Below are 25852 nucleotides of genomic sequence, written 5' to 3'. Positions count from 1 at the left end.
TATTCTCAAGGAATAATCATGAAAAAAAATGTCGTTTTCATTCACCTCGAAAGCCTTAACCAGGCGATATATAGCCGTCGCCAGTGGTTTCCATGCCTGAACAGCCTGACGCCACATACATTACGCTTTAATAACTTTATCTCATCCGCAACCTCGTCGTTTATGGCCGTCAGCGACTTATTGCATGGTGATGACGACATCCTTGAGCATAATGTGAATTTTGAGATCGGACTGGTACCGCACCGTAAGTCGCCGTCCATGTTTGATGATCTGCATAACGCTGGCTATCGTACCGCCGGTCTGGGTTTCCCACAAAACGTGGTCAGTTTCGATATGATCTGGAGCGAACGCGATCGCTTCAAATGGTTCGACACGTCCAGCGAGATGTTGCATAACGCCGAGTCAATTATTGCTGACCATTCTCAGCCCTTCGCGCTCTATATCTGGAATCTGTGTAGTCACCTGTGCTACCAGGACGGCTATAAAGGCGCCAGTGAAAATAGTTTCATCCGCTGGCAACGCGGTTATGAAAGTATGGACAATACCGTTGGCGATATCCTGCGTCTGCTGATGAACCATAAACAGATGGAAAACACCACGCTGGTGATCTTCGGCGATCATGGCGACGATTTCTGGAACCATGGCCTTAACGGGGGGTTTGCCCACGCTATCGAACCTTATACTTCGTTGGTTCATACACCGGCATTTATCTATGACAGCAACTATAAAGCACGTGATATCAATCATCTGGTTAGCATGATTGATTTGAAAAAAACGGTCTTTGATATGTTGAACATTCCGGTGACGGGTGAAGATAACCCTGCCAGTTTCTCAGCGCTTTCGGGAGACAGGAAATACAGTTATAGCCGTAACCTGTTTGCCGCGCAGACCGGTGAAACGCGCCATACCCCGCTTCGTAAAGGCTACTCCATCACCTCTGAACTTTTCCATCTGCTGTATGTGAATGGCGAGTACAAGATGTATGCGTGGCAAGCGGATAGTGCGAACCAGTTCAACTTACTGGATTACCTGAAAACCGAAAATGGCAAGGCTTCCATCGATTATGAACGCCTTGGAGCAGGCAGAGCCGCAGGTGCGCATCCGCATGTTCAGTACTTCTTATACCCAGGTTGTGAAACGGTAATCGTGGAGGCGTTTGAAGAGATGTCATCACTATTACAACAGTGGATTGCTGACAAAAACAGTCTGGTTGGTTAAGCACAGAGATAAAAAAACCCATCGTAAAGATGGGTTTTTTACTCTTAGCGCAGACGGGCAATCTCGATAATTTCAGTCGTCGAGATCGACGGGGTTCGCGGCAGGTAAACAACCTCACACCATGGCTTAACCCAGTCAAAACGCCCTTCCCAGTCATCACCCATCACCAGCAAATCAGCGTTTTTCATCTCGATATATCGGGCTTTATCTTCCAGCGATTCTTCAATGAATACTTCATCCACGCAGCGCATTGAACTGATAATTTTAACGCGGTCATCCTGGCTATATAGCGGGTAGCGCTGCTTCTTTTTATAGCTCAGCGCGTCAGAGGAAACACCCACAATAAGATAATCACCAAGCTGAGCTGCTCGCTCAAGGATATTCACATGTCCAATATGAAAAACGTCAAAAGTACCGAAGGTGATCACTCTTTTCATATCATATCCCCGGCAATACTAATTTAAGGTCACAGTGGTCAGGAGAGATCGAGTGTCCCAAACTTTTCTCGCGAATAAGATCGGTAATCATATCGACTTCATCAAGCGTCAGCGTTGGATAAATCGGCAAACAAAGTACCGAAGCAGATACTTTTTCAGCCACAGGCATCAGGCCAGGCTGCGCACTGGGTAATCCACGGTACATCGGGAATTCAGAAATCAGCGGGTAGAAGTAACGTCGGGTAAAAATATTATGCGGCTTGAGACTTTCATAAAGTTCATCGCGGGAGCATGCAAAATCTTGATCAATAAAGATCGGTGTATAAGCATAATTCCACTCGATATTTTGCGGTTTATCGAGGATCCGTAACCCTTTAATTCCCGCAAGTTTTTCGACGTAGCGCTTATAGATGACTTCACGGTTAAGTAAAGCCTGATCGATATGTTGCAACTGGAGCATACCAAAAGCGGCCTGAACTTCGTTCATTTTGCCGTTTATCCCCGTTGCCACAACCGTAGTCTCATTTGCGAAGCCAAAATTTTTCAGATCATCGATGCGCTTTTTCATCTTCGCATCCTGACAAATAATGGCGCCACCCTCGACAGTATTAAAAACTTTCGTCGCGTGGAAACTGAGGATGGATAGATCCCCATGCGTCAGAATGCTACTGCCATTTTCTTTTACGCCAAAGGCATGGGCAGCATCATAGATAACACGCAGGTCATACATATCAGCGATGCGCTGAATCTCATCCACATTACACGGAATACCGTAACAGTGGACTGGCAGAATGGCCGTCGTTTCCGGGGTAATCGCCGCTTCAATTTTGCGCGGATCCATATTGCAGGTTTTGGGATCGATATCCACGAACACCGGTTTCAACGAGTTCCAGAGGATGGTATGCGCCGTTGCCACGAAGGAATAGGGGGTGGTAATCACCTCCCCTTTTACTCTCAATGCCTGCAGGGCCGTTAACAGTGCCAGCGTACCGTTTGAAAACAGCGACAGGTACTCAACGCCCAAATATTCAGCCAGTGCCGCTTCAAATTGCTGATGAAACGGACCTGAGTTAGTCAGGTGTTTGCTTTGCCAGATCTGCTCAAGATAAGGAATAAACTCCTCAAGTGGCGGCAGTAACGGGCTGGTTACATAAATGTTTTCGCGCATGGATTTACTCCTGGCTCGTCTCGATATCACTGATATCGAGGACAAAACTTTGCGGCTTCTTACCATCGCAATAATTCTGCCAGATGGTACGGAGCAATTTTTCAAAGGTTCGCGAAGGATCGACAACCTCGTTTTTCCGCTGCACAAAACGTTCACGCATGTTTAGACGGATGGCATTCAACTCTTCTTTTTTGTCTATCCATGCAAGAGCATGCTCAATATAGGCTTCCTCGTCTTTCACAAGGAATTGTTCGAGCTGATAGGCTTTAATGATCTCATTACCCTGACGACCGGCCATGGTTCTTCCGCTCAGGGTGAGCATCGGTACCCCCATCCAGACGGCGTTATTACTGGTCGTGCCGCCGTCGTACGGGAAAGTATCAAGCATAAGATCGATCTCAAGGTGCATGCGCATATATTCTGCAAAATGCGTTTTAGCACGGAAAATAAGCTGTTCGGGTTTGACACCCAGCGCCTCAAATTTCTCACGCAGACGTGCGGAAACCTCTTCTGAGGGCATGTAACCAATTAACATTCTGGCATTCGGCGCAGCCGTCAGTATTTTGGCCCATGTGTTTACCACACCGTCGCTGATTTTTTTCGGGCGGTTAAGGCTACCGAAGGTAAATACGCCATTGGAAAGGGCTGGCAATGGATTCACATCCGGCACGTTTTTTGGCGGCTCATACTGAACCGGCATTGGCATAAAGATCAGTTTTTCAGTGAACTGATCGTCAAGCTCTCCGGGCTTCGCCATCCCCGTACCGCAAATATGATAATCCATGGCGTTGAGGCCGGACGTGCAGGGATACCCAATCCAGCCAAGCGCCACCGGTGCCGGTTTCAGCGCAAAGGTCGCAAGGCGGTTGTAGCCGGTATGGCCGGAGAGGTCGATAAGAATATCCACCGCATCTTCATGAACGATGCGGGCAAGCTCCAGAGCACTCTTCGTGAAGACATTGCGCCATTTCGTTGACGTTTTCTCGAAATACTCACTCACATCGTCATAAATTGGCGAGGTGTTGTAGACGTACAATTCATACTGTTCACGGTTGAAATTCGCCCAATAGGGTTTAAGGAACCAGGTGACCGGGTGATGGCAAAGATCACCGGACACGAACCCAATCCGCAGTGGACGTTTCGGATCTTTACTGCCTGTCCACTTAAAGTGAGTTTTCTGTTCTTTAGCCCATTTCTCTGTCAGCCGACCATATACGCGGTGCTCCTCGAACAGCGCGGCTGGCTCTATATTCGCGCTATGCGACAGTGCGAAATTCAAACGGCTGTGATTGCCCTGGTCGGAAGGCATGAGTTTAATGGCCTGGCGAAGTAAGCTAATAGACTCTTCTACCCGCAGGTTTTCTGCCACTAACACGGCGAGGTTAGAGACCATGCCCGCATTATTTGGCGTAATGGATAACGCTTTTTTATAGCAATATTCAGCACTGCCCACGGCTTCATAATCAGAATACAGGCGCCCCAGCGCATCCCAGGCAAGTGCATTACGCGGGTCTGCACGCAGGATGGCGCGCACCACGCGACCGGTCAGCCAGTCTTGCTGCAAATGCCACAGCGCCACTGCCAGCTCGAAATAGATGTCCCAGCTTACAGCGGTAATACTCAGCGTACGGTTAATGGCGCCAATCGCTTTACCGTATTCAGAAGTGCGGCTGTATACGCGTGAAAGTTCCAGCCATGCATTCGGATTCGCTTCCATCTTACTGACCACGTCCAGCGCCAGTTCTCTCGCTTTATCAAACTCACTGTTGAGAATAAGCGAATCGAGGCGATCGACAGTTTTATGGTCCACTGGCTGCATGTTCTTTTTATCAAGCGGGATAATATCCGCACGCAGACTTGCACCTTCGAAGCCCCCATTCTGCGGCGCGCTGGAGAAAAGAATGAGCGGCAGGATCGTACCCGCCATTTCTGGCAGCGTAGCAACTTTGATTAACGACTGGTAATGCGCAATCCAACTGGCAACGCTACCCGTCAAAACCCCTTTGCGACGCAAACCGTCTACCAGCTTAACGTCAGCGAAGGTCAGATTATCTTTTTCCAACACCGACACTTCCTGCGCGGTCAGCTCGATGGCTTCGTTCCAGAAGTTAAAGCCCGATTTTAATTGCTGGAAAGCCTGGCCAAAGATGGTGGTCAAACGCGGTGTTTTTTGTTGATTGTAAACAGAAGGGACGCGCTGGAAATATAATCCTGCTGCGCCCTGCATGAACAATGCGCCCAAAGATAACAGGAGCTTCTCTTCATGCTCTGCTTTATCGGCTTCCGGGGAACGTGTATGGAAGGCCAGTTGCTCAAAGCTCATGCTAAGCGGCCAGGCTTCCCCCAACACATCCAGCACGGACAACGTGACTACATCATCGGTCGCAATAAAGGCGCCGGATTCAGAACGCAGGCGATTATAAATCTTGCCGTTGCCATCGATTTCGCGACGGAAACTCGCCGCCCAGTGGAAATCCTGCAAACGGGCAAGATCGGGCTGGGCGGAAATAACCTGTGATGGCTCAGCGGCTGTGAGCAAGCTAAAGCGCGAACGGCGGTTCACAGAGAAATCGAGATATTGCTGAACCAGCAATTTATCGTGGTGAGGACAGACAGCCTCTGAAAGCTCCGCCACTTTGTCGCCGTAATGCGCCGGACACTCCTTCCAGGGAAAGAGATCGCCAACATAGCGCAGCCCGGAACGTGTAACGCTGTCATGGAAATCAACAAAATAGCTGGCATTGTTCATGCCGTGTAAATAACGCAAAGCGAAGGTTTCATCATCCATCGCTTCGGCTTCACGGATTAACTCTTGCAGCGCTTCGCGAGCCGGGTGTTGGCTCATCCCCAACGAAAGCCAGGTTAATGCAGCACGGGCGCTGCTTAAACGCAGTTCGTCACTGTTGGCGTCGCGCGTATGCAGGGCAATTGCGTCCTGAATAATCTGGCTGACACCCGCACCAGGCTGGGTAAGCCACTCGGTCGCGACCACACCCTGAGCCGTAAGATGCTGTTGGCAAAAAGCGAACAGCGCTTCACGTGTCTGGCTATCCAGCAGCGAGAAAATATTGTGGATAATGATGTAATCAAACTGAACGCCAAGACCTGCCAGCAAATTTTCAAGGTCAGCACAAAACAGTTGTGTGTTCTTAATGCCCGCTAATTTGAACTGCAACTGCCCGGCATCAATTTTCTCCGGTGACAGGTCGATACCGATAATTTCGGCCTGTGGATAGGCGAGAGCAAAGGGCATAAGATGCGAAGCATCGCCGCAACCAATATCAAGGATACGTGCGCGGTCTGGCGCAGCGCCGTCAATACCATATAACCAGGCGCTAGCCTGAATACGCGTTGCGCTGAGATAAGGAGCAACAGTGTTCGACTTAGGTATAGCGGAACTGACTGACGCTAAATTGAAATTTTGCGGTAAATCTAAAGAGAACACAGCGCTATCCTTTACAGTTTGGAAACCATTTTCCTCATCCTACCAGCGCGCTGTGGTGTCCATTGGCAGAGTAAACGTCAATAATAGGGGTAATTCTATCTATCAAAAAGCGAGGCAAAGGGACGCAACCAATACGCTGCGCCACTCAAGATTCAGAAGAAAAATTATGATATAAAATCAATGAGATAAGGCATTTTCTGAAAATATAATTCCATTACTCCAGATAAAAGTCGACGGCATCGACATCCAATACCAGCACATCATCAAGTTGTGCAACATCCAGCCGCTCTGGAAAATAGTTATCAATGAAAATAGCGGGCCCTTTTATATGGGTTGATTTTTTGGCTGTGTCTTGCAAATGAATGATTTCATCAAATAACAGCGGTGAAATCGCCGCCTGATTTAATGTCTCAAGCGGTTTTTTCTCGTGGCGGGTGATTAAATGCAATGATTTACCACGGGCGCGGCTTTGATATAAAAAAGCCAGGACAACAGGGTTAGGTTGCTGACGAATAATTAGCGTATCGTCCAGATCGACATAGACGCGTTGGTATGACAACGTCGTTGCCGCGCGAGTGCGGATCGATCGTTCAATGAGCGTCACGTGCGGCGTCACCAGCGGAACCACATCCCTCCCCATAAAATCATGTAACGCCATAAGCGGCAAGTTAACGCCCCGAGCGCGTTGAGCAACCATGGTCCCGGCGACGCGACATGACACTTCAAGTAATTTCCAGCATTGGTTACGGTCTTGTTTTAGCTGGAAAAACCAGGGCCCTCGTAAGGTCAACCCGGCATTGATTTCGCTGGCGATAGCGGCAATCTCATCATTCAGGGGGACACTTTGCGAGCGCATCGTGATACCTGCCCTCACCCGTTCACGTGTACGCGGCCCCGTCCAGACAAGTTCGCCGCGCCGGTTGGTAAAACAATCCACCGTCAGTTCCCGGCCAGGCAGATATTCAACCACCACGGGCATATCACTGCGGGCAAGAGTTTGCGTGAGTTGCTCCTCATTCTCCACAAGTGCAATGCCATTCCCCCCCTGCCCACAGTCGGGTTTTACGATAACCGGCCAGCTTATTGGCGTTTCGCCCATAGCGTAGACATGCGGAACCCAGTTTGCGCCAGCAAAACGTTGGTATGTCAGGCTCTTACGGCGAGCAATTCGCGTGGTTTCCCGATCGCCATTAACGAGATAACACCCGGATAAATCGCCCATCTCAGACAATTTTTCGCATACCGTATCGTGGGTAGCAAAAATCACGTCAATGTCGTGGGTCACCAGCATGTCTCTGAAATAAGCATCGAATTCCGCTGCATTGATATAGGGAACATCACCAATATAATCCGCGAAATGAAAACGCCCGTGATCCTCGCAGCTTGATGCGCCAATCAGCCGGTTGATATGGAGCGAATAACGAAGTGATTGCGCGATCTCTCCTGCGTTTTCCGATCCACAGGGAAAAACGAGCACATTGAGTTTTTTCATTATTTTTACTCCTCAGCCTCATCCGTAACCACAGACCTGACAATCTCGCTAAGTTGCTGGATGTCGTCTTCGCTATAGCGTTGGTCGCACGGCAAGGGGATCATGTAATTGACAAAATTCGCCTCGACGCTATCTGGCTCAACACGTTCAAGGACTTCACGCCAGTAGGTGGCAACAAACACACCACGGGCAATGAGCGGCTGATGTAATGGGCGCGCCGGGTAGAAAAATGGATAACAAAAGGGTCCAGGGACAGGAACCTTTGAAAAGCGAAATGCATTGAGCGAGCCAAGGGATTCACTCAGCAGAGTATAATTCCGCTCACGGACCGCCTTGATACGTTCGTAATCGACCGAGCGCAAGATCCGTTCCGTCAACGCTGACATTTTCATGGCAGTGATGGAATTCAGCGCCGACTCCGCCTGCTGAAAATCAGCATAACCGGCAGAGGTGCCATGCTCATGTTGCACTAAAAGATGAGCAGAATGATGGAGCGATTCCCGATCCTGAGTCTCAGGGAACGGTAAATCAATCTGCGTCTGCAAAAATCCGCCATCGGCGACGCCAAAAAATTTGCGTGGTGAATAGAGATTGGCCAGTGCCGGATAGTGTTGCTGATAAAATGCCTGAGAGTGATCGAAGATGATCCGTTGCGCGGGGATCATTCGCGAAAGTTTTTCTTTCTGTTCCCCGCCCTGCCCCAAATAATCGACATACAGAAGGCAATCTGCTTTTTCAAACGGCAAAGATAACAATGGCAGATAATCGTCTGTAAGTCTGTACCAGACAATTTCTACCTTTGCGGCAACGACGGCATCAATAACACTTTGGCATATCAGTCTGGGTAACCAGAGGCGTTGCGGCCGCACGCAGGTTAAAAAATGATAAAGGGCACTGCGCGCAGAACGGTATGTTCTGGCGTGTGGATAATAATGTGCACCGGCAGGCGGTAATTCTAACGGGAAGTAACCACCGAATGTTTTATTTGCCATTCTGAATTCAGTCAACGTAGCTAAAATTCTTTAACGCCTGCCTCACCTGCTCAGGCTCACAGTGCATCAAAACATCAATCATCGACAGATAAGGCACGAAATCGTGCGCGCCTTGTGAATACGCGGTATTTTTTGCCTGCAAAAATTGCAGCCTGATACCGTTTTCAGCAAATGTTTTTGCATTATACAGATGCCGTCCCCCGGTGCTGTTTACATACCTGTCGCCATCCAGCGCTTTGCAAATACCGATCACTTTGTTCTCAGCATTTTCATTACGATCATAAGTCAGGCTGGAGGATCGGACTATATTTTGCTCCAGTCCAAGGTAACGCGATATGCCGTTAATCGCGACGTGGCAACACGCGGTAATATCGCGATCCTCATTCCATAATGCGCTTTCCACCAGCGGCATGACGTCAGGAAAAAAAGGCGCTTTGCGATAACTCTGCTCAAGGGTCCGCGCGATTTTCTCAACCTGCAAAGAGAACGTCAGTTCACCAATTCGCTTAAATGATGAAGCTGCGGGTACAGGTAACGTAAATCTCTGCGCCTGTCCATCAACAAGAATGCTGTTGCGATTGATATATCCCTGCTTAATAAAGTTGGCATCGTCGTAGAGCACGAAGACATCTGACTGATAGATAAGTTGGAAGTACCCTATCCATGGAAAAAAATAGGGCTGCATTATGGCAACATTCATCTTCCTTCTCCCTTTATCCTCAGTATGACCACCAGCGCGCGAAAGAAAAATTATCGTAACATTGTGGTGTTTTCACCATAGAGCAAAAAGGCGGAGGATCGACATTCTGTTTATGAAATTAGCCGGTGTGAGTGCAAAAAAAAACCAACCCCGAAGGGTTGGTTTTCAATGTCACGTTGAAGCGTATTATTAACGCAGCAGGGACAGTACAGACTGCGGAACCTGGTTCGCCTGAGCCAGTACAGAAGTACCAGCCTGTTGCAGAATCTGTGCACGGCTCATGTTGGACACTTCGGTCGCGTAGTCAGCATCCTGAATACGGGACTGTGCTGCGGACAGGTTAGTCACGGTGTTGTTCAGGTTGGAGATAGTAGAGTCGAAACGGTTCTGAATCGCACCCAGAGAAGAACGCTGAGTATCAACAGCTTTCAGTGCATCGTCGATAGAAGACAGTACGTTGGTTGCCAGAACGTCGAAGCCTTTAGTCTGAACGCTACGAGTTTCACCAGTAGCCAGACCAGTGGTAACACCGGTGGTGCCAGTTGCGCTGTATTTGTTCCAGCCGCTGTTGCCAGAGATGGTGATGTCGATTTTCTCGCCATCTTTAGAGCCAACCTGGATAGAGATAGTGGTTGCAGAGTTAGAACCAGCCAGGATTTTGATACCGTTGAACTGGCTCTGGCTTGCAACACGGTTGATCTCGTCCAGACGCTGGTTAACTTCAGACTGGATGGAGTCGATGTCGGAACCGGAGTTGGTACCGTTCTGAGCCTGAACTGCCAGCTCACGGATACGCTGCAAGTTGTTGTTGATTTCGTTCAGAGAACCTTCGGCAGTCTGAGCGATAGAAATACCGTCGTTCGCGTTACGAGAAGCCTGAGTCAGGCCTTTGATGTTTGCAGTGAAACGGTTGGAGATTGCCTGACCAGCGGCATCATCTTTAGCGCTGTTGATACGCAGACCGGAGGACAGACGCTCAATAGCAGTGCCCAGCGCAGACTGAGATTTGTTCAGGTTGTTCTGAGTAGTCAGTGACAACAGGTTAGTATTGATAACTGCCATAATTACTTTCCTTCAAAAATTGATTTAGGGTCGGTGCCTAACACTTACGGCGTCTCTCACCGTCAACAAGGGTATCGGCGCATCTTCGAAGGACTTTAGAAATAATCGATAAAAACTTTTATCCATTTGTTTTTAAAAGATTTAAATTTCTTAAAGCATCTTTTTTGCTTAAAAAACCACCTGTTCATAGCGATTTTTGTCTTCTACAATCCTCTTATTTACCACCAACTGCTCCCGCTTTTCTGTCGATTATTTTTTCATACGATGTGTAAACTTTTTTCTCGGGTTGCCGATAGAGAGTCAAGTTACACACAAGACGCAAAGGAAAACAGACATGGCTTCTATTAGTAACCTTGGTGTAGGTTCCGGTCTGGATCTAACCACGTTGTACAACAACCTGGAAGCAGCTGAAAACACCAAGCTGACAACGATTACCAACCAGAAGACCACATATACCGCTCAATTAAGTGCGTATGGTAAGTTGCAAAGTGCCTTAACCAGCCTTCAAACCGCGACAGCGGCGCTGGGTAAAGCAGCTACATGGAACTCAACAACCGTTAATAGTACGAACACCTCATTCTCTGCGGCCACGACCAGTGATGCAACCGTCGGGAATTATACTGTTAACGTAACTCAGGTTGCGAAAGCGCAAGTACTGATGTCATCCAGTATTGCCAGCAACACTACGCAGCTTGGCGGAACGACAACTGACAACACGCGTACCATTACCATTACCCAGGCGGGGACAAAAACGCCGCTGACGGTAAAACTGGCAGATTCTGATACGTCATTAACCGGTATCGCTAATGCGATCAACAAAGCGGGCGGCAACGTCAGCGCGACCGTAATGAAGGCAACGGACGGCGACTACCGCCTGATGCTGACCTCAAAATCGACCGGTACCGATTATGACATGACGGTCACTGTAACGGGCGATGATACCCTGCAGCAGAAGATTGGTCATGACAGCACAAGTAGTGCACTTGCCGTGCAGACAGCCTCACAGAATGCGAAGGTGTCCATCAATAATGTTGCGATCGAACGTTCAAGCAACACCATTACTGATGCATTGCCAGGCGTGACGCTGACGCTCAAGTCAAAAAGTACGGCAGATGAAACGTTAAGTATTGGCCGTGCAACAGATGCCAACACCACGGCGATTAATAACTGGGTTACCGCCTATAACTCGCTGCAATCCACTATCGCCAGCGTGACGAAATATGTTGCTGTGGATGCAGGTGCTGATAGCCAGTCCTCCAGTAACGGTGCGCTATTGGGCGACTCGAACGTTCGTTCGATTCAGTCTCAACTGCGTTCGCTGCTGACAGATGTACAAAGCCAGGGCGGGAATTACAAAATTCTGGCTCAGCTTGGGATTACCCAAAACCCGGTAACCGGTTCCGATGGTTCAACCGGCACATTAACCGTGGACTCGACGAAGTTATCAAAAGCGTTAACGGATAACCCGGAAGCAGTTCAGGCCTATTTTATTGGTGACGGTACTAAGACCGGTTTAGCGACCAAAATGAACAATACCCTGACGACGATGCTGAGCACCGCGACAGGTAAAACGGGCGTTATCCAGAACGCGCAAGACGGTATTAACAAGACCATTAAGACTCTGGATCAGCGTTATACCGATATGGAAGCAACGATTGAAGCAACCATGGCGCGTTACAAGTCTCAGTTCACTGCGCTCGACACGCTGGTGAGTAAGTTAAACAGTACCGCAACTTACTTAACGCAGCAGTTTAGTTCTTCCCGCAGTTAAGGATTTGATATGTATAGCCAAAGTGGTGCTAATTCTTACCAAAAAGTTGGGCTGGAAAGCGCGGTAATGAGCGCAAGCCCACATCAACTTATTGTCATGCTTTTTGACGGGGCACACAGTGCCCTTGTCAGGGCACGACTGTTCCTCGAACAAGGGGATTTGGTGTCTAAAGGCCAGGCGCTTTCACATGCTATCAGCATTATAGATAATGGTCTCAAGGCAGGGCTGGACATGGATGTTGAGGGAGATCTCCCTCAAAATATGGCATCGCTTTACGACTATATGGTGCGCCGTTTGTTACAGTCAAACCTGCATAACGACGTAGAAGGCATCATCGAGGTAGAGGGACTGCTGAACAATATCGCCGATGCGTGGAAACAAATTAGCACATCGGCTTCTACTCATCAGGACATGCGTTGATGACTAACTTCATCCCATCTCTTACCGACTGGCATGCGTTGCATGCTCTAAGCATCACCATGCTAAATCTCGCCCATTCAGGTAAATGGGATGAATTGATTGAACAGGAAGTCAACTACGTACAGCTTGTAGAGAGTATTGCTCGCAACCCGATTTCACCCGGCAATAAAGTACAAACTCAGCAGGCTAAAGAGCTGCTGGGTATGGTGCTGTCAAACGAAGCTGAACTCAAGGTGCTGTTGCATAACCGCATGGAAGAGCTTCGCCACCTGATTGATAAAACGGGTAAGCAACAGTCCCTGACCTCAGCCTATGGCAATTTGTCCGGTAAAATCTTGTTCCCAAATAATTTAAATCAGTAACCACCAATCCTATGGTTTTCTTCCATACTCCAGAAGTCCAATGACGCGACTTCTGGAGCAAGGAAGATGAAAAACCCCACTTTATTGCAGACCTTTCACTGGTATTACCCCGATGGCGGAAAACTGTGGCCCGAAATTGCGGCCCGTGCTGCCAGCTTCAATGATCTTGGCATCAACATGGTCTGGTTACCGCCTGCCTATAAAGGCGCTTCCGGCGGTTATTCTGTGGGATATGACACCTATGATCTCTTTGATTTAGGTGAATTTGATCAAAAAGGATCCGTGGCCACAAAATATGGCGACAAGGCTCAGCTTCATGCCGCTATCGACGCGCTGCATAGCCACGGCATTGCTGTTCTTCTGGATGTGGTGGTGAACCATAAAATGGGCGCCGATGAAAAAGAGGCCATTCGCGTCAATCGTGTGAACGAGCAAGATCGGACACAAATCGATGACACCGTGCTGGAGTGCGAAGCCTGGACGCGCTACACCTTCCCTGCCCGCCAGGGCAAATACTCGAAATTTATCTGGGATTTCAAATGTTTTAGCGGCATCGACCATATCGAAAATCCGGCAGAAGACGGCGTATTTAAAATCATCAATGATTACACCGGCGAAGGCTGGAACGATCAGGTGGATGACGAGATGGGTAACTTCGATTATCTGATGGGGGCGAATATCGATTTTCGTAACCATGCGGTGACCGAAGAGATCAAATACTGGGCGCGCTGGGTGATGGACCAGACTCACTGTGACGGTTTCCGCCTTGATGCCGTGAAACATATTCCCGCCTGGTTCTACAAAGAATGGATAGAACATGTCCAGGATGTGGCGCCTGAGCCGTTATTTATCGTCGCCGAATACTGGTCACACGACGTCGATAAACTGCGGCAGTATATCGACCAGGTCGATGGCAAAACCCTGTTATTTGACGCACCGCTGCAGATGAATTTCCATGAGGCCTCAAAACAGGGGCGCGACTACGATATGAGCCAGATTTTTAACGGTACCCTGGTCGAAGCTGACCCGTTTCATGCTGTGACGCTGGTCGCCAATCATGACACCCAGCCACTTCAGGCGCTGGAGGCGCCGGTAGAAGCCTGGTTTAAGCCCCTGGCCTATGCCCTTATCCTGCTACGGGAAAACGGCGTGCCGTCCGTGTTTTACCCGGATCTGTTCGGCGCAAGTTACGAAGATACCGGCGGCGATGGTGAAAAACACCCTGTCGATATGCCGGTTATCGAAAAGCTGGACCAGCTCATCCTCGCTCGCCAGCGCTTTGCCCATGGCATGCAGACGCTCTGGTTCGATCACCCTAACTGTATCGCCTTTAGCCGTAGCGGGACGCAAGACAATCCCGGCTGTGTGGTCGTTATCTCAAACGGTGACGACGGCGAGAAAACGCTGAATCTCGGTGCGAATTACGGCAATAAAGTGTGGCGTGATTATCTGGGATACCGCCAGGAAAGCGTCACCACCGATGAAAACGGTGAAGGCACATTTTGCTGTGATGGCGGGAGTGTCAGCGTCTGGGTACTGGAAGAGGTGCTGTGATGAGTGCGCTGAGCGAAAGGACTCCCTCAGCGCCTTCGTTCAGGGTTTAACGCCAATAACCGTTTTCTTTGCCAACGCCTGCGTGCACTCGACGGTCGGCTTATCAACCCGACGCAAGGTCATGCCGTCATACTCCAGTTGACTACCGTCACGCTCAAGGCGATAGATATCGCGCTGTTGCGTCACGTTATACCAGTCATCTCCTCTGGGCATCAGCTTGCCCGGTACCGCAATCACACGTTGCCACTGACGGCAATCCAGCGTATCCCCTTCTGGCGTAATGATCAGCGAGGCAATGGCCTCAGGACTGACCAGACTGCTTTGCGGTCCCACCGTCTGCCAGTTACCCGCCAGCCCTTCCGGGGCCGGGTGCTTGACCACAGAGGTAAAATCATCCACCTGAACGCAACCGCTCAGTGCCAGCATTGCGCCAATAATCAGTTGTTTTTTCATCATCTTTCCTGCTTTTCGCGACAGAATGAGTGTGGCACTAAACGTCCTCGGCCACCAGGGTTTCATCATACCAGACCCGATTTTTGACTGAGTACAGGTTTCCATTCATTAAACACAGGTAATATGCGCGTCCCGGGCACCGTCCGGTTCCTGTTTTGTTGGCTCCTTCTGAGTTCAGAGGCTAATACCATGTCATGGCAACACATTAAAACGACCTTCCTGATTAAATTCTGGTCGCCCGTTCCGGCGGTTATCGCAGCCGGGATCCTGTCCACCTACTATTTCGGCATTACCGGGACCTTCTGGGCCGTTACGGGAGAATTTACCCGCTGGGGCGGGCAGCTCCTGCAACTGGCGGGCGTGCATACGGAGGAGTGGGGTTATTTCAAACTCATTCATCTTGATGGCACGCCGCTGACCCGAATAGACGGCATGATGATTATCGGCATGTTTGGCGGTTGCTTCGCAGCAGCCTTATGGGCAAACAACGTAAAGCTACGCCTGCCGCAACATCGTATCCGCATTGCCCAGGCTATCGTCGGCGGGATTATCGCCGGGTTTGGCGCGCGTCTGGCAATGGGCTGTAATCTGGCAGCTTTCTTTACCGGCATTCCACAGTTCTCGCTACACGCCTGGTTTTTTGCCGTCGCCACAGCCATCGGTTCGTGGATGGGCGCCCGCTTTACGCTCCTTCCCCTGTTCCGCATTCCGGTAAAAATGCAGAAAGTCTCAGCGGCATCGCCACTCACCCAAAACGTGGATCAGGCACGGCGTCGCTTCCGTCTGGGTATGCTGATATTCGCCGGGATGATTGGCTGGTCTCTGCTGACCGCCATGAACCAACCGAAGCTGGGGCTGGCCATGCTGTTCGGCGTTGGCTTTGGTTTGCTCATTGAACGGGCGCAAATTTGCTTCACTTCTGCCTTCCGCGATATGTGGATAACGGGTCGTACGCTGATGGCGAAAGCCATTATTTTCGGCATGGCGGCCAGCGCGATCGGTATTTACAGTTACATACAACTGGGTGTGGAAGCCAAAATCATGTGGGCAGGCCCGAACGCCGTGCTCGGTGGCTTGCTGTTTGGTTTTGGCATTGTGCTGGCGGGTGGCTGTGAAACTGGCTGGATGTACCGTGCCGTTGAAGGCCAGGTACACTACTGGTGGGTCGGTCTGGGTAATGTTATAGGTTCAACCCTGCTGGCTTACTTCTGGGATGACATCTCCCCTGCACTCGCCACAAGCTGGGATAAAGTGAACCTGCTGAAAACTTTTGGTCCGCTCGGAGGCCTGCTGGTGACGTACGCGCTGCTGCTTCTCGCCCTGCTCTTTGTTATTGGCTGGGAAAAACAGTTTTTCCGCCGCGTATCGCGGGCGACAATTAAGGAGACCGCATGAATATCGTACCCGATTACCGTCTGGATATGACCGGTGAACCCTGCCCTTACCCGGCGGTAGCAACGCTGGAAGCACTGCCTCAGCTAAAAAAAGGCGAGATTCTGGAGGTCGTCAGTGACTGCCCGCAGTCAATCAATAACATTCCCGTCGATGCGCGAAACCATGGCTATACGGTGCTGGATATCCAGCAGGATGGGCCAACGATTCGCTATATGATTCAAAAATAGGGGAAATGCGGCCAGGAAATGGCTCAGCGGAAGAGGTGTGATAAAAAAGTGACTGCCCCGCACGGGGCAGTCATCAAACACACTAAACCTGCATATTCATGATGTCCTGATAGGCCGTCACAAGTTTGTTACGCACCTGGACACCCATCTGCAGGGAAATGGATGATTTCTGTAGGTCGGTCATTACGTCATTCAACGCCACGCCCGGTTCACCAAGGGTGAATTTTTCAGCCTGTGTACGCGCTGCAGTCTGCGTATCGCTGATTCGGTCCAGCGCGGCATGTAATTGCCCGGCAAAACTCACCGTCTGAACGCTGTCAGCGTTATTAACGCTTTGATTTTTCGCCAGACTAGCCGTTGCCTGCAGTTGGCTGACAACGCTTTCTATACCCTGAATTGCCATGGATTATCCCCGGATGGTTTGATACGCGGATAAGGTTACCAGTTCGTCAATAAGATAATGGCGGTAAATAACGATAAAAAACCAGGTTATTTGAGGCATAGAAAATTCTGAATCATCAAATAATGACATAGCCATGTTAATGGACAAATGTCGAGTTTGCCGATCCGGGAGTCTGTTTTGTTTCACTACTCAAATAACAACATCCACCCTGAGTTACGAGGTGCGCAATGAGTGCGACTGCAACTTCTGCACCACAGAATAAATCTCTGGAGTGGCTCAACCGCTTACGCGCGAACCCCAAGATCCCATTAATGGTGGCGGCGGCTGCAGCCGTTGCTATCGTTGTCGCCATGGTACTGTGGGCAAAAAGCCCGGACTACCGCACGCTTTACAGCAACCTCTCCGATCAGGACGGCGGGGCTATCGTTACTCAGTTAACCCAAATGAACATCCCCTACCGTTTCTCTGAGAACGGTGGGGCTATTGAAGTTCCGGCAGATAAAGTCCATGAACTGCGTCTGCGCCTCGCGCAACAGGGTCTGCCGAAAGGCGGCGCTGTCGGTTTCGAATTACTGGACCAGGAAAAATTCGGCATCAGCCAGTTCAGCGAGCAGGTTAACTACCAGCGTGCGCTGGAAGGTGAACTGGCTCGTACCATTGAAACACTCGGTCCGGTGAAAACCGCACGCGTCCATCTCGCGATGCCAAAACCGTCTTTGTTCGTGCGTGAACAAAAATCACCGTCCGCCTCGATCACGGTCAACCTTGCACCGGGTCGCGCCATGGACGATGGTCAAATCACGGCGATTGTTCACCTGGTTTCCAGCGCCGTCGCCGGCCTGCCGCCGGGTAACGTGACCGTGGTTGATCAGAGCGGTCGTCTGTTAACCCAGTCTAATACCGCCGGTCGTGACCTGAACGATGCACAGTTGAAATACGCCGCAGACGTTGAGGGCCGGGTACAGCGTCGTATTGAGTCCATCCTCGCGCCAATCGTGGGTAACGGTAACGTCCATGCTCAGGTAACCGCGCAGATTGATTTTGCGAATAAAGAACAGACCGAAGAGCAATACCAGCCAAACGGCGACGCCTCTCAGGCGGTACTGCGTTCTCGCCAGACCAACGAAAGCGAGCAGATTGGTGGAAACTATCCGGGCGGCGTACCGGGTGCGCTGTCTAATCAGCCTGCCCCGGCTAATGCTGCACCGATCACCACACCGCCTGCGAACCAACAAAATGGCCAGCAGAACGGACAGCAAAATCAAACGGGTCAGCAGACGGCCTCTTCTGCCACCAGCAACGCGGTGCCGCGCAACACCACCCGTAACGAAACGGCAAACTACGAAGTCGATCGCACCATTCGTCATACCAAGATGAATGTTGGCGATATTGAGCGTCTCTCTGTTGCCGTCGTGGTGAACTATCGCACCCTGGCGGATGGCAAGACCGAAGCGCTGAGCGCAGACCAGCTTAAACAAATCGAAGACCTGACCCGCGAAGCCATGGGCTACACCGAAAAACGTGGCGATACCCTGAACGTGGTGAACTCACCGTTCAACGCAACCGACGATGTAGGTGGTCAGCTTCCGTTCTGGCAACAGCAGAGCTTCATCGATCAGATGTTGAATGCAGGTCGCTGGCTGCTGGTGCTTATTGTCGCCTGGCTGCTGTGGCGTAAAGCGGTTCGCCCGCAACTGGTTCGCCGTCAGGAAGAGGCGAAAGCGGTACAGGAAGCGCAGCGTGCCCGTGCTGAAATTGAAGAATCCGTGGAAGTTCGTCTGAGTAAAGACGAGCAACTCCAGCAGCGTCGTAATAACCAGCGCCTGAGTGCCGAGGTGATGAGCCAACGCATTCGTGAAATGTCAGACAACGATCCGCGCGTTGTGGCGCTGGTCATTCGCCAGTGGATGAGTACTGAAAATGAGCAATAATGCAACCGGCCTTAACGGTACCGATAAAAGCGTCATTCTGCTGATGACCATTGGAGAAGACCGCGCAGCGGAAGTGTTCAAGCACCTGTCCCAGCGAGAAGTGCAGCACCTTAGTACTGCGATGGCCAGCATGCGTCAGTTTTCAAATAAGCAACTGGTGGAAGTGCTGCAGGAATTTGAGACCGAAGCAGAGCAATTTGCGGCGCTGAACATCAACGCCAACGACTACCTGCGTACGGTACTGGTGAAAGCGCTTGGCGAAGAGCGTGCTGCCAGCCTGCTGGAGGATATTCTCGAAACCCGCGATACCACCAGCGGTATCGAAACGCTCAACTTTATGGAGCCGCAGAGTGCCGCCGACCTTATTCGCGACGAGCACCCGCAGATTATCGCCACCATCCTCGTCCACCTCAAACGTGGCCAGGCTGCCGATATTCTTGCCCTGTTTGATGAGCGTCTGCGCCATGACGTGATGCTGCGTATCGCCACGTTCGGCGGCGTACAGCCAGCCGCACTGGCGGAACTGACCGAGGTACTCAACAACCTGCTCGACGGCCAGAACCTCAAACGCAGCAAAATGGGCGGCGTGAGAACGGCGGCGGAGATCATCAACCTGATGAAAACGCAGCAGGAAGAAGCGGTTATTACTGCGGTTCGCGAATTCGACGGCGAGCTGGCACAGAAAATTATCGACGAGATGTTCCTGTTCGAAAACCTCGTGGATGTGGACGACCGCAGTATCCAGCGCCTGCTGCAGGAAGTGGATTCCGAATCCCTGCTTATCGCGCTCAAAGGCTCCGAAGCACCGTTGCGCGACAAGTTCCTGCGCAACATGTCTCAGCGTGCGGCAGATATCCTGCGCGACGACCTTGCCAACCGTGGCCCGGTCCGTCTCTCTCAGGTGGAAAACGAGCAGAAAGCCATCCTGCTTATTGTTCGTCGTCTGGCCGAAACCGGCGAGATGGTAATTGGCAGCGGCGAGGATACCTATGTCTAATGAATTGCCGTGGAAGATCTGGACTCCAGAAGATCTTGCTCTACCGGTACCTGAGTTTATCGCGGCACTGTCTACAAACGATGAACCGCGCGTAGAGGTCGAAGACGAGCAATCTGCTGAGCAAAAGCGTCAACAGCAGTTGGCGCAGATACAAATGCAGGCGCATGAAGCAGGCTATAATGCAGGTCTGGCGGAAGGCAGACAAAAAGGCCACGAGCAAGGCTACCAGGAAGGCCTCTCTCAGGGCTACGAAAATGGCATGAACCAGGCACGCCAGCAGCAGGCACCTATCCATGCCCGTATGCAACAACTGGTTAGCGAATTTCAGTACACCCTGGATGCGCTGGACAGCGTGATTGCCTCCCGTCTGATGCAGATGGCGCTTGAAGCCGCGCGTCAGGTGATTGGCCAGGCCGCGTGCGTGGACAATGGCGCGCTGATTAAACAGATTCAGATGCTGCTGCAACAGGAACCCCTGTTCAGCGGTAAACCGCAACTGCGCGTGCATCCTGATGATTTGCAGCGCGTAGAAGAGATGCTTGGCGCAACGCTCAGCCTGCACGGCTGGCGGCTGCGCGGTGACCCGACCCTGCACCCCGGTGGCTGTAAAGTCTCTGCGGATGAGGGCGATCTCGACGCCAGCGTGGCAACGCGCTGGCAGGAACTGTGCCGTCTTGCGGCACCGGGAGTCGTCTGATGACTGCACGTCTGACCCGATGGCTGACTTCGCTCGACAATTTCGAAGCCCGAATGGCACAACTGCCCTCCGTGCGTCGTTATGGTCGTTTGACGCGCGCTACCGGTCTGGTGCTGGAAGCGACGGGTCTGCAACTGCCGCTGGGTGCGACCTGCGTTATTGAACGCCAGGAGAACGGCGAAACCCGTGAAGTCGAAAGCGAAGTTGTCGGCTTTAACGGGCAGCGCCTGTTCCTGATGCCGCTCGAAGAAGTGGAAGGCATCCTGCCTGGCGCACGCGTGTATGCGAAAAGTATTCTTGGCGATGGTTTGCAAAGCAGCAAACAGTTGCCACTGGGCCCTGCCCTCCTCGGCCGTGTGCTGGACGGCGGCGGCAAACCACTTGATGGCATGCCCGCACCGGATACCGGTGAAACCGGCGCGCTGATCACCCAACCGTTTAACCCGCTGCAACGTACCGCTATCGAGCATGTGCTGGATACCGGCGTGCGTGCCATCAACGCCCTGCTAACGGTTGGCCGCGGCCAGCGTATGGGGCTGTTTGCCGGTTCCGGCGTGGGTAAAAGCGTCTTGTTAGGCATGATGGCCCGCTATACCCAAGCTGACGTTATCGTGGTCGGGCTTATCGGTGAGCGTGGTCGTGAAGTTAAAGATTTTATCGAGAATATCCTCGGCGCCGATGGCCGCGCACGTTCGGTTGTGATCGCCGCGCCTGCGGATGTCTCGCCGTTATTACGTATGCAGGGTGCCGCCTACGCCACCCGCATTGCGGAAGATTTCCGCGATCGCGGTCAGCACGTGTTGCTGATTATGGATTCCCTGACGCGTTATGCGATGGCCCAGCGTGAAATCGCGCTGGCTATCGGCGAACCGCCAGCCACCAAAGGTTATCCGCCTTCCGTCTTTGCCAAATTACCGGCACTGGTGGAACGCGCAGGCAACGGTATTAGTGGCGGTGGTTCTATTACCGCATTTTATACCGTCCTGACCGAAGGGGATGACCAGCAGGATCCTATTGCCGACTCAGCGCGCGCCATCCTGGATGGACACATCGTATTGTCTCGCCGACTGGCAGAGGCGGGGCACTACCCTGCCATCGACATCGAAGCATCTATCAGTCGCGCGATGACGGCCCTGATTACGGAAAAGCATTACGCAAGAGTAAGAAATTTCAAACAGTTGTTGTCGAGCTTCCAGCGTAACCGTGATTTGGTGAGCGTTGGCGCCTATGCGCGAGGCAGCGACCCGATGCTGGATAAAGCTATCGCATTGTGGCCGCAGCTTGAGGCTTTTTTACAACAAGGCATTTTCGAACGTGCCGGGTGGGAAGATTCAATACAAGCCCTTGAACTCATTTTCCCGAACGCATAACGCAGTGGGAGAGCGACGAATATGACGCAAAATAGCGCATTAACGACGCTAAAGGATTTGGCAGAGAAAGAAGTTGACGACGCAGCCCTGAGATTGGGTGAAATGCGCCGCGGTTGCCAGCAAGCGGAAGAGCAGCTAAAGATGCTGATGGATTATCAGCACGAATACCGCAACAACCTGAATAACGATATGAGCCAGGGCATCGGAGCCCAGCGCTGGCAAAACTATCAGCAGTTTATTCAAACGCTGGAAAAAGCCATCGAGCAGCATCGACAGCAACTGATGCAGTGGAATGAAAAGGTTGATACCGCACTGAATTGCTGGCGAGAGAAAAAACAACGACTGCAGGCATGGCAAACTTTGCAGGAAAGACAAAACGCTGCCGCACTACAGGCGGAAAACCGCCTCGATCAAAAGAAAATGGATGAATTTGCACAACGCGCATCCCAGAGGAAACATGAATGATCAACTTGCAGAAATTGCTTTCGATAGACGTGGATGCAACCTCCGGTGTGCAAACGGGTGTCGGTAAAACCAGCGGCGATACGGCGCAAGATTTTCTGGCCCTGCTGGCAGGCGTCCTTGGCGGAAAAACGCTAACCGGTACTGACACTGAGGGTAAGACAACCTTAACCCTTGCTGACCTGCAAGCCGCCAGCGGTAAATCGCTGAAAAATCTGCGCGCATTGTCTTCTGACGATGCGCAGAGCCCTGCCCAGAAACTGGCAGATTTACTGGCCCGTCAGACAGCTCAAACCGATACCGATACACTGACCACCGACAGTAAAACCCAGGTACAAACGCTGTTATCTGGCCTGACGCCGGAAACCAAAAGCAGTGTTCTTGCTGCGCTCGGAAAAACGAATACCGCCACTGACACCGCCATTAAATCAGGCACTGACGATGACAGCAGTGATTTAAACGAAGAAGAGCTGGCGGGGCTTAGCGCTCTGATGGCTATGCTACCGCATCAGCAAACCGCACAACTGGCGCCGACGAAATCCACCGCCGATGTTTCTACCGCAGCCAACAGCGCACTGGGTGCGACAAAACGTAGCGGTGTTGATCTGGCGAGCCTCGCAGCCAGTGCACAAAAAGGCGATAACGCCAATACCGCGCTGCATGTGACCACCCCTTCTGCCGGTGATGATACCGCGCAGCAGCAGGCAGGCATTTTTGGCAGCGCACTGGCGCCCGCCGCGAAGCAAGATGCCGATAACGCCACCATGACCATCAACACAACCGCCAGTATCGCACCGGTTATCAGTAATGCGTCATCAGCACAAGCCAGCGCGCCGATCTCTTCTGCGGTTCTGAGCGCACCGCTAGGCAGCAGCGAATGGCAACAGACGCTCAGCCAGCATGTCACCATGTTTACCCGCCAGGGTCAGCAAAGCGCTGAGTTGCATCTGCACCCGGAAGATCTTGGCCAGGTACAGATCTCCCTGAAACTCGATGACAATCTGGCACAAATTCAGATGGTGTCACCGCACAGCCACGTCCGTCAGGCGCTGGAAGCGGCACTGCCTACGCTCAGGACATCGCTGGCTGAAAACGGCATCCAGTTGGGGCAAAGCAGCATCAGTAGCGAAAGTTTTGCCGGGCAGCAACAGTCTTTTTCTCAGCAGCAACAGTCTTCACGTACCGGTGGCGGCAGCAATCTGGCGGCTGAAGAGGATGAGCCGCTGATCGTGCCTGCAAGCCTGCAATCGGCGGCGCGTGGTAATGGTGCGGTCGATATCTTTGCCTAAACGCCAGAGGTAGCATGATTATCTCCGTCTTTTCCGCGCTTTGACGCGGACAGGACACGGGATAATCAGACTATGAGCAGTACCTAACAGGAAGCACGTATCAGATGACTGACACCGCTATCAACAAAAAAAAACGTAAGCGTAAAATCTGGATCCCGCTATTGGTGTTAATCACCCTCGCTGCATGCGCGACTGCTGGCTATAGTTACTGGCGTATGCAACAGCATCCGTCTACGGAAGCGAAAGCGGAGGCAGAAGCCCCGCCACCGCCGCCGGCGCCTGTATTTTTCGCACTCGATACCTTTACGGTAAACCTGGGCGATGCGGATCGTGTGCTGTACATCGGCATCACACTGCGTCTGAAAGATGACGCCACGCGTGCCAGACTGAGCGAATATTTACCAGAAGTGCGTAGCCGTTTGCTGTTGCTGTTTTCACGTCAGGATGCCACAAAGCTCGCCACTGACGACGGTAAGCAACAACTGGCTACAGCGATTAAAGAAGCAATCGCAACACCGTTAGTGGCAGGGCAACCGAAACAAGAAGTCACTGACGTTCTTTATACAGCTTTCATTCTGCGGTAAAGACATGGGCGATAGCATTCTTTCTCAGGCCGAAATCGACGCGCTGCTCAACGGAGACAGCGATACGAGCGATGCTCCGAAGCCAGGTGCAAGTGGCGATAGCGATATTCGTCCCTATGACCCGAATACCCAGCGCCGCGTTGTACGTGAACGTCTACAGGCGCTGGAGATTATTAATGAACGTTTCGCGCGCCAGTTCCGTATGGGGTTATTTAACCTGTTGCGTCGTAGCCCGGACATTACCGTCGGTGCGATCCGCATTCAGCCCTATCACGAGTTTGCGCGTAACTTACCGGTTCCGACTAACCTTAACCTTATCCACCTTAAGCCACTGCGCGGCACGGGATTATTTGTCTTCTCCCCAAGCCTGGTGTTTATTGCCGTAGATAACTTATTTGGTGGTGATGGACGGTTCCCAACGAAGGTAGAAGGCCGCGAATTTACGCACACTGAACAGCGTGTCATTAACCGCATGTTGAAGCTGGCGCTTGAGGGCTACAGCGATGCATGGAAAGCGATCCATCCGTTGGACGTTGAGTATGTCCGTTCGGAGATGCAGGTTAAGTTCACCAATATTACGACCTCACCTAACGATATCGTGGTGAATACGCCATTCCATGTGGAAATTGGCAACCTGACGGGTGAGTTTAATATTTGTTTGCCGTTCAGCATGATAGAGCCGCTGCGTGAAGTGCTGGTCAACCCGCCGCTGGAAAACTCCCGCTCGGAAGATCAGAACTGGCGAGATAACCTGGTGCGCCAGGTTCAGCACTCCGAGCTGGAACTGATTGCTAACTTTGCTGATATTTCGCTGCGGCTGTCGCAGATACTTAAACTTAAGCCCGGCGATGTTCTGCCGATCGATAAACCCGATCGCATCATTGCGCATGTGGACGGAGTGCCTGTACTCACCAGCCAGTATGGCACGCTAAATGGTCAGTACGCCCTGCGTGTCGAGCATCTGATTAACCCGATTTTGAATTCGCTGAATGAGGAACAGCCCAAATGAGTGATATGAACAATCCGTCCGATGAAAACAGTAGCGCAATGGACGATCTGTGGGCTGACGCGTTGAACGAACAAAAAACCACGACCAACAAAAGTGCAGCTGACGCTGTCTTCCAACAGTTGGGCGGCGGTGACGTCAGTGGCAGCCTGCAGGATATCGATCTGATTATGGATATCCCGGTCAAACTGACCGTAGAGCTGGGCCGTACGCGTATGACCATTAAAGAACTGCTGCGTCTGACGCAGGGTTCTGTGGTTGCCCTTGATGGCCTGGCCGGTGAGCCGCTGGATATCCTGATCAACGGTTACCTTATTGCGCAAGGCGAAGTTGTGGTCGTTGCGGATAAATACGGCGTCCGTATTACCGATATCATTACCCCATCTGAGCGCATGCGTCGCCTGAGCCGCTGAGGCC

Annotated in this window: 25 protein-coding genes; 16 read left to right on the top strand and 9 right to left on the bottom strand. The window is 51.5% G+C overall.

The features are described from left to right. The first annotated feature begins 18 nt into the window (after positions 1–18). Positions 19–1218, top strand: coding sequence for a sulfatase-like hydrolase/transferase (locus ABU190_RS03595; RefSeq protein ID WP_354690405.1), 1200 nt, complete (start codon positions 19–21; stop codon positions 1216–1218). A gap of 44 nt (positions 1219–1262) precedes the next feature. Here ABU190_RS03595 and ABU190_RS03590 read toward each other — a convergent pair whose 3' ends face one another. The 7 genes from ABU190_RS03590 to ABU190_RS03560 all read right to left on the bottom strand — a co-directional run bounded on the left by ABU190_RS03590 (position 1263) and on the right by ABU190_RS03560 (position 10514). Further along, the gene (locus tag ABU190_RS03590; RefSeq protein WP_271849108.1) at positions 1263–1655 is read right to left on the bottom strand and encodes an adenylyltransferase/cytidyltransferase family protein; all 393 of its coding nucleotides are present in this window, start codon (positions 1653–1655) and stop codon (positions 1263–1265) included. A 1-nt stretch (position 1656) separates the two neighbouring features. Beyond that, complete coding sequence (locus ABU190_RS03585) at positions 1657–2823, bottom strand: DegT/DnrJ/EryC1/StrS family aminotransferase (protein WP_271849109.1); 1167 nt, start codon at positions 2821–2823, stop codon at positions 1657–1659. A gap of 4 nt (positions 2824–2827) precedes the next feature. Further along, positions 2828–6268, bottom strand: coding sequence for a methyltransferase domain-containing protein (locus tag ABU190_RS03580; protein WP_354690404.1), 3441 nt, complete (start codon positions 6266–6268; stop codon positions 2828–2830). A 214-nt stretch (positions 6269–6482) separates the two neighbouring features. Further along, the gene (locus ABU190_RS03575) at positions 6483–7760 is read right to left on the bottom strand and encodes an ATP-grasp domain-containing protein (RefSeq protein WP_354690403.1); all 1278 of its coding nucleotides are present in this window, start codon (positions 7758–7760) and stop codon (positions 6483–6485) included. A 5-nt stretch (positions 7761–7765) separates the two neighbouring features. Continuing rightward, positions 7766–8752, bottom strand: coding sequence for a hypothetical protein (locus ABU190_RS03570; RefSeq protein ID WP_354690402.1), 987 nt, complete (start codon positions 8750–8752; stop codon positions 7766–7768). A gap of 7 nt (positions 8753–8759) precedes the next feature. Further along, positions 8760–9452, bottom strand: coding sequence for a WbqC family protein (locus tag ABU190_RS03565; RefSeq protein WP_354690401.1), 693 nt, complete (start codon positions 9450–9452; stop codon positions 8760–8762). 189 nt (positions 9453–9641) lie between these two features. Next, entirely contained in the window at positions 9642–10514 is an 873-nt protein-coding gene (locus ABU190_RS03560) for a flagellin (RefSeq protein WP_041851816.1), read from the bottom strand. A 334-nt stretch (positions 10515–10848) separates the two neighbouring features. On the opposite strand from ABU190_RS03560, the gene fliD reads away from it, so the two are divergent. The 4 genes from fliD to amyA all read left to right on the top strand — a co-directional run bounded on the left by fliD (position 10849) and on the right by amyA (position 14621). Beyond that, complete coding sequence (gene fliD / locus ABU190_RS03555) at positions 10849–12285, top strand: flagellar filament capping protein FliD (protein ID WP_354690400.1); 1437 nt, start codon at positions 10849–10851, stop codon at positions 12283–12285. 9 nt (positions 12286–12294) lie between these two features. Beyond that, the gene (gene fliS / locus ABU190_RS03550) at positions 12295–12705 is read left to right on the top strand and encodes a flagellar export chaperone FliS (protein ID WP_041851818.1); all 411 of its coding nucleotides are present in this window, start codon (positions 12295–12297) and stop codon (positions 12703–12705) included. Continuing rightward, positions 12705–13067 carry a flagella biosynthesis regulatory protein FliT gene (fliT, locus tag ABU190_RS03545; protein ID WP_041851819.1) on the top strand — a complete coding sequence of 121 codons (363 nt, stop codon included), beginning with the start codon at positions 12705–12707 and terminating at the stop codon, positions 13065–13067. Before fliS ends, fliT begins: the two co-directional genes overlap by 1 nt. 66 nt (positions 13068–13133) lie before the next feature. Further along, positions 13134–14621 (top strand): alpha-amylase, encoded by a 1488-nt coding sequence (gene amyA / locus ABU190_RS03540; RefSeq protein ID WP_354690399.1) that lies wholly within the window; start codon positions 13134–13136, stop codon positions 14619–14621. Positions 14622–14660: 39 nt separating this feature from the next. Here the strand turns inward: amyA and yedD are convergent, their stop codons facing one another. Next, on the bottom strand, positions 14661–15074 hold the full coding sequence (gene yedD, locus ABU190_RS03535) for a lipoprotein YedD (protein ID WP_041851821.1): 414 nt from the start codon (positions 15072–15074) through the stop codon (positions 14661–14663). 189 nt (positions 15075–15263) lie between these two features. Here yedD and yedE point away from each other — a divergent pair, with 189 nt between their 5' ends. Beyond that, positions 15264–16469 (top strand): selenium metabolism membrane protein YedE/FdhT, encoded by a 1206-nt coding sequence (yedE, locus tag ABU190_RS03530; protein ID WP_354690398.1) that lies wholly within the window; start codon positions 15264–15266, stop codon positions 16467–16469. Continuing rightward, positions 16466–16696 carry a sulfurtransferase-like selenium metabolism protein YedF gene (gene yedF, locus ABU190_RS03525; RefSeq protein ID WP_041851823.1) on the top strand — a complete coding sequence of 77 codons (231 nt, stop codon included), beginning with the start codon at positions 16466–16468 and terminating at the stop codon, positions 16694–16696. The genes yedE and yedF overlap by 4 nt, the downstream gene beginning before the upstream one ends. An 82-nt stretch (positions 16697–16778) precedes the next feature. Here the strand turns inward: yedF and fliE are convergent, their stop codons facing one another. Then, on the bottom strand, positions 16779–17099 hold the full coding sequence (gene fliE / locus ABU190_RS03520; RefSeq protein WP_041851824.1) for a flagellar hook-basal body complex protein FliE: 321 nt from the start codon (positions 17097–17099) through the stop codon (positions 16779–16781). Between the two features lie 227 nt (positions 17100–17326). Here fliE and fliF point away from each other — a divergent pair, with 227 nt between their 5' ends. The 9 genes from fliF (at position 17327) to fliN (ending at position 25848) form a co-directional block, all read left to right on the top strand. Then, positions 17327–19030, top strand: a complete 1704-nt coding sequence (fliF, locus tag ABU190_RS03515; RefSeq protein WP_354690397.1) for a flagellar basal-body MS-ring/collar protein FliF — start codon at positions 17327–17329, stop codon at positions 19028–19030. Next, entirely contained in the window at positions 19020–20027 is a 1008-nt protein-coding gene (gene fliG, locus ABU190_RS03510) for a flagellar motor switch protein FliG (protein WP_296431104.1), read from the top strand. Before fliF ends, fliG begins: the two co-directional genes overlap by 11 nt. Continuing rightward, positions 20020–20724, top strand: a complete 705-nt coding sequence (gene fliH / locus ABU190_RS03505; protein WP_354690396.1) for a flagellar assembly protein FliH — start codon at positions 20020–20022, stop codon at positions 20722–20724. The genes fliG and fliH overlap by 8 nt, the downstream gene beginning before the upstream one ends. Continuing rightward, the gene (gene fliI / locus ABU190_RS03500) at positions 20724–22094 is read left to right on the top strand and encodes a flagellar protein export ATPase FliI (protein ID WP_041851828.1); all 1371 of its coding nucleotides are present in this window, start codon (positions 20724–20726) and stop codon (positions 22092–22094) included. Before fliH ends, fliI begins: the two co-directional genes overlap by 1 nt. Positions 22095–22115: 21 nt before the next feature. Continuing rightward, positions 22116–22559, top strand: a complete 444-nt coding sequence (gene fliJ, locus ABU190_RS03495) for a flagellar export protein FliJ (RefSeq protein ID WP_041851829.1) — start codon at positions 22116–22118, stop codon at positions 22557–22559. Beyond that, positions 22556–23845: a flagellar hook length control protein FliK gene (gene fliK, locus ABU190_RS03490; protein ID WP_354690395.1), complete on the top strand. Its 1290-nt coding sequence runs from the start codon at positions 22556–22558 to the stop codon at positions 23843–23845. The genes fliJ and fliK overlap by 4 nt, the downstream gene beginning before the upstream one ends. A gap of 104 nt (positions 23846–23949) precedes the next feature. Then, positions 23950–24429, top strand: a complete 480-nt coding sequence (fliL, locus tag ABU190_RS03485) for a flagellar basal body-associated protein FliL (RefSeq protein ID WP_041851831.1) — start codon at positions 23950–23952, stop codon at positions 24427–24429. 4 nt (positions 24430–24433) lie between these two features. Then, positions 24434–25438, top strand: a complete 1005-nt coding sequence (gene fliM, locus ABU190_RS03480; protein WP_041851832.1) for a flagellar motor switch protein FliM — start codon at positions 24434–24436, stop codon at positions 25436–25438. Next, positions 25435–25848, top strand: a complete 414-nt coding sequence (gene fliN / locus ABU190_RS03475; RefSeq protein ID WP_354690394.1) for a flagellar motor switch protein FliN — start codon at positions 25435–25437, stop codon at positions 25846–25848. Before fliM ends, fliN begins: the two co-directional genes overlap by 4 nt. Positions 25849–25852: the final 4 nt, after the last annotated feature.

The sequence above is a fragment of the Phytobacter sp. RSE-02 genome (assembly GCF_040578655.1).
GTDB classification, from domain to species: Bacteria; Pseudomonadota; Gammaproteobacteria; order Enterobacterales; family Enterobacteriaceae; genus Phytobacter; species Phytobacter diazotrophicus.
The sequence above is the reverse complement of the archived record's forward strand: the minus strand, read 5'-3'. Positions and strand labels throughout refer to the sequence as shown.

What these genes read in the sequence shown, in the direction of transcription:
- ABU190_RS03595 (WP_354690405.1), top strand. Translation starts at nt 19, where the DNA reads ATGAAAAAAAATGTCGTTTTCATTCACCTCGAAAGCCTTAACCAGGCG.
- ABU190_RS03590 (WP_271849108.1), bottom strand. Translation starts at nt 1,655, where the DNA reads ATGAAAAGAGTGATCACCTTCGGTACTTTTGACGTTTTTCATATTGGA.
- ABU190_RS03585 (WP_271849109.1), bottom strand. Translation starts at nt 2,823, where the DNA reads ATGCGCGAAAACATTTATGTAACCAGCCCGTTACTGCCGCCACTTGAG.
- ABU190_RS03575 (WP_354690403.1), bottom strand. Translation starts at nt 7,760, where the DNA reads ATGAAAAAACTCAATGTGCTCGTTTTTCCCTGTGGATCGGAAAACGCA.
- ABU190_RS03570 (WP_354690402.1), bottom strand. Translation starts at nt 8,752, where the DNA reads ATGGCAAATAAAACATTCGGTGGTTACTTCCCGTTAGAATTACCGCCT.
- ABU190_RS03565 (WP_354690401.1), bottom strand. Translation starts at nt 9,452, where the DNA reads ATGAATGTTGCCATAATGCAGCCCTATTTTTTTCCATGGATAGGGTAC.
- ABU190_RS03560 (WP_041851816.1), bottom strand. Translation starts at nt 10,514, where the DNA reads ATGGCAGTTATCAATACTAACCTGTTGTCACTGACTACTCAGAACAAC.
- fliD (WP_354690400.1), top strand. Translation starts at nt 10,849, where the DNA reads ATGGCTTCTATTAGTAACCTTGGTGTAGGTTCCGGTCTGGATCTAACC.
- fliS (WP_041851818.1), top strand. Translation starts at nt 12,295, where the DNA reads ATGTATAGCCAAAGTGGTGCTAATTCTTACCAAAAAGTTGGGCTGGAA.
- fliT (WP_041851819.1), top strand. Translation starts at nt 12,705, where the DNA reads ATGACTAACTTCATCCCATCTCTTACCGACTGGCATGCGTTGCATGCT.
- amyA (WP_354690399.1), top strand. Translation starts at nt 13,134, where the DNA reads ATGAAAAACCCCACTTTATTGCAGACCTTTCACTGGTATTACCCCGAT.
- yedD (WP_041851821.1), bottom strand. Translation starts at nt 15,074, where the DNA reads ATGAAAAAACAACTGATTATTGGCGCAATGCTGGCACTGAGCGGTTGC.
- yedE (WP_354690398.1), top strand. Translation starts at nt 15,264, where the DNA reads ATGTCATGGCAACACATTAAAACGACCTTCCTGATTAAATTCTGGTCG.
- yedF (WP_041851823.1), top strand. Translation starts at nt 16,466, where the DNA reads ATGAATATCGTACCCGATTACCGTCTGGATATGACCGGTGAACCCTGC.
- fliE (WP_041851824.1), bottom strand. Translation starts at nt 17,099, where the DNA reads ATGGCAATTCAGGGTATAGAAAGCGTTGTCAGCCAACTGCAGGCAACG.
- fliF (WP_354690397.1), top strand. Translation starts at nt 17,327, where the DNA reads ATGAGTGCGACTGCAACTTCTGCACCACAGAATAAATCTCTGGAGTGG.
- fliG (WP_296431104.1), top strand. Translation starts at nt 19,020, where the DNA reads ATGAGCAATAATGCAACCGGCCTTAACGGTACCGATAAAAGCGTCATT.
- fliH (WP_354690396.1), top strand. Translation starts at nt 20,020, where the DNA reads ATGTCTAATGAATTGCCGTGGAAGATCTGGACTCCAGAAGATCTTGCT.
- fliI (WP_041851828.1), top strand. Translation starts at nt 20,724, where the DNA reads ATGACTGCACGTCTGACCCGATGGCTGACTTCGCTCGACAATTTCGAA.
- fliJ (WP_041851829.1), top strand. Translation starts at nt 22,116, where the DNA reads ATGACGCAAAATAGCGCATTAACGACGCTAAAGGATTTGGCAGAGAAA.
- fliK (WP_354690395.1), top strand. Translation starts at nt 22,556, where the DNA reads ATGATCAACTTGCAGAAATTGCTTTCGATAGACGTGGATGCAACCTCC.
- fliL (WP_041851831.1), top strand. Translation starts at nt 23,950, where the DNA reads ATGACTGACACCGCTATCAACAAAAAAAAACGTAAGCGTAAAATCTGG.
- fliM (WP_041851832.1), top strand. Translation starts at nt 24,434, where the DNA reads ATGGGCGATAGCATTCTTTCTCAGGCCGAAATCGACGCGCTGCTCAAC.
- fliN (WP_354690394.1), top strand. Translation starts at nt 25,435, where the DNA reads ATGAGTGATATGAACAATCCGTCCGATGAAAACAGTAGCGCAATGGAC.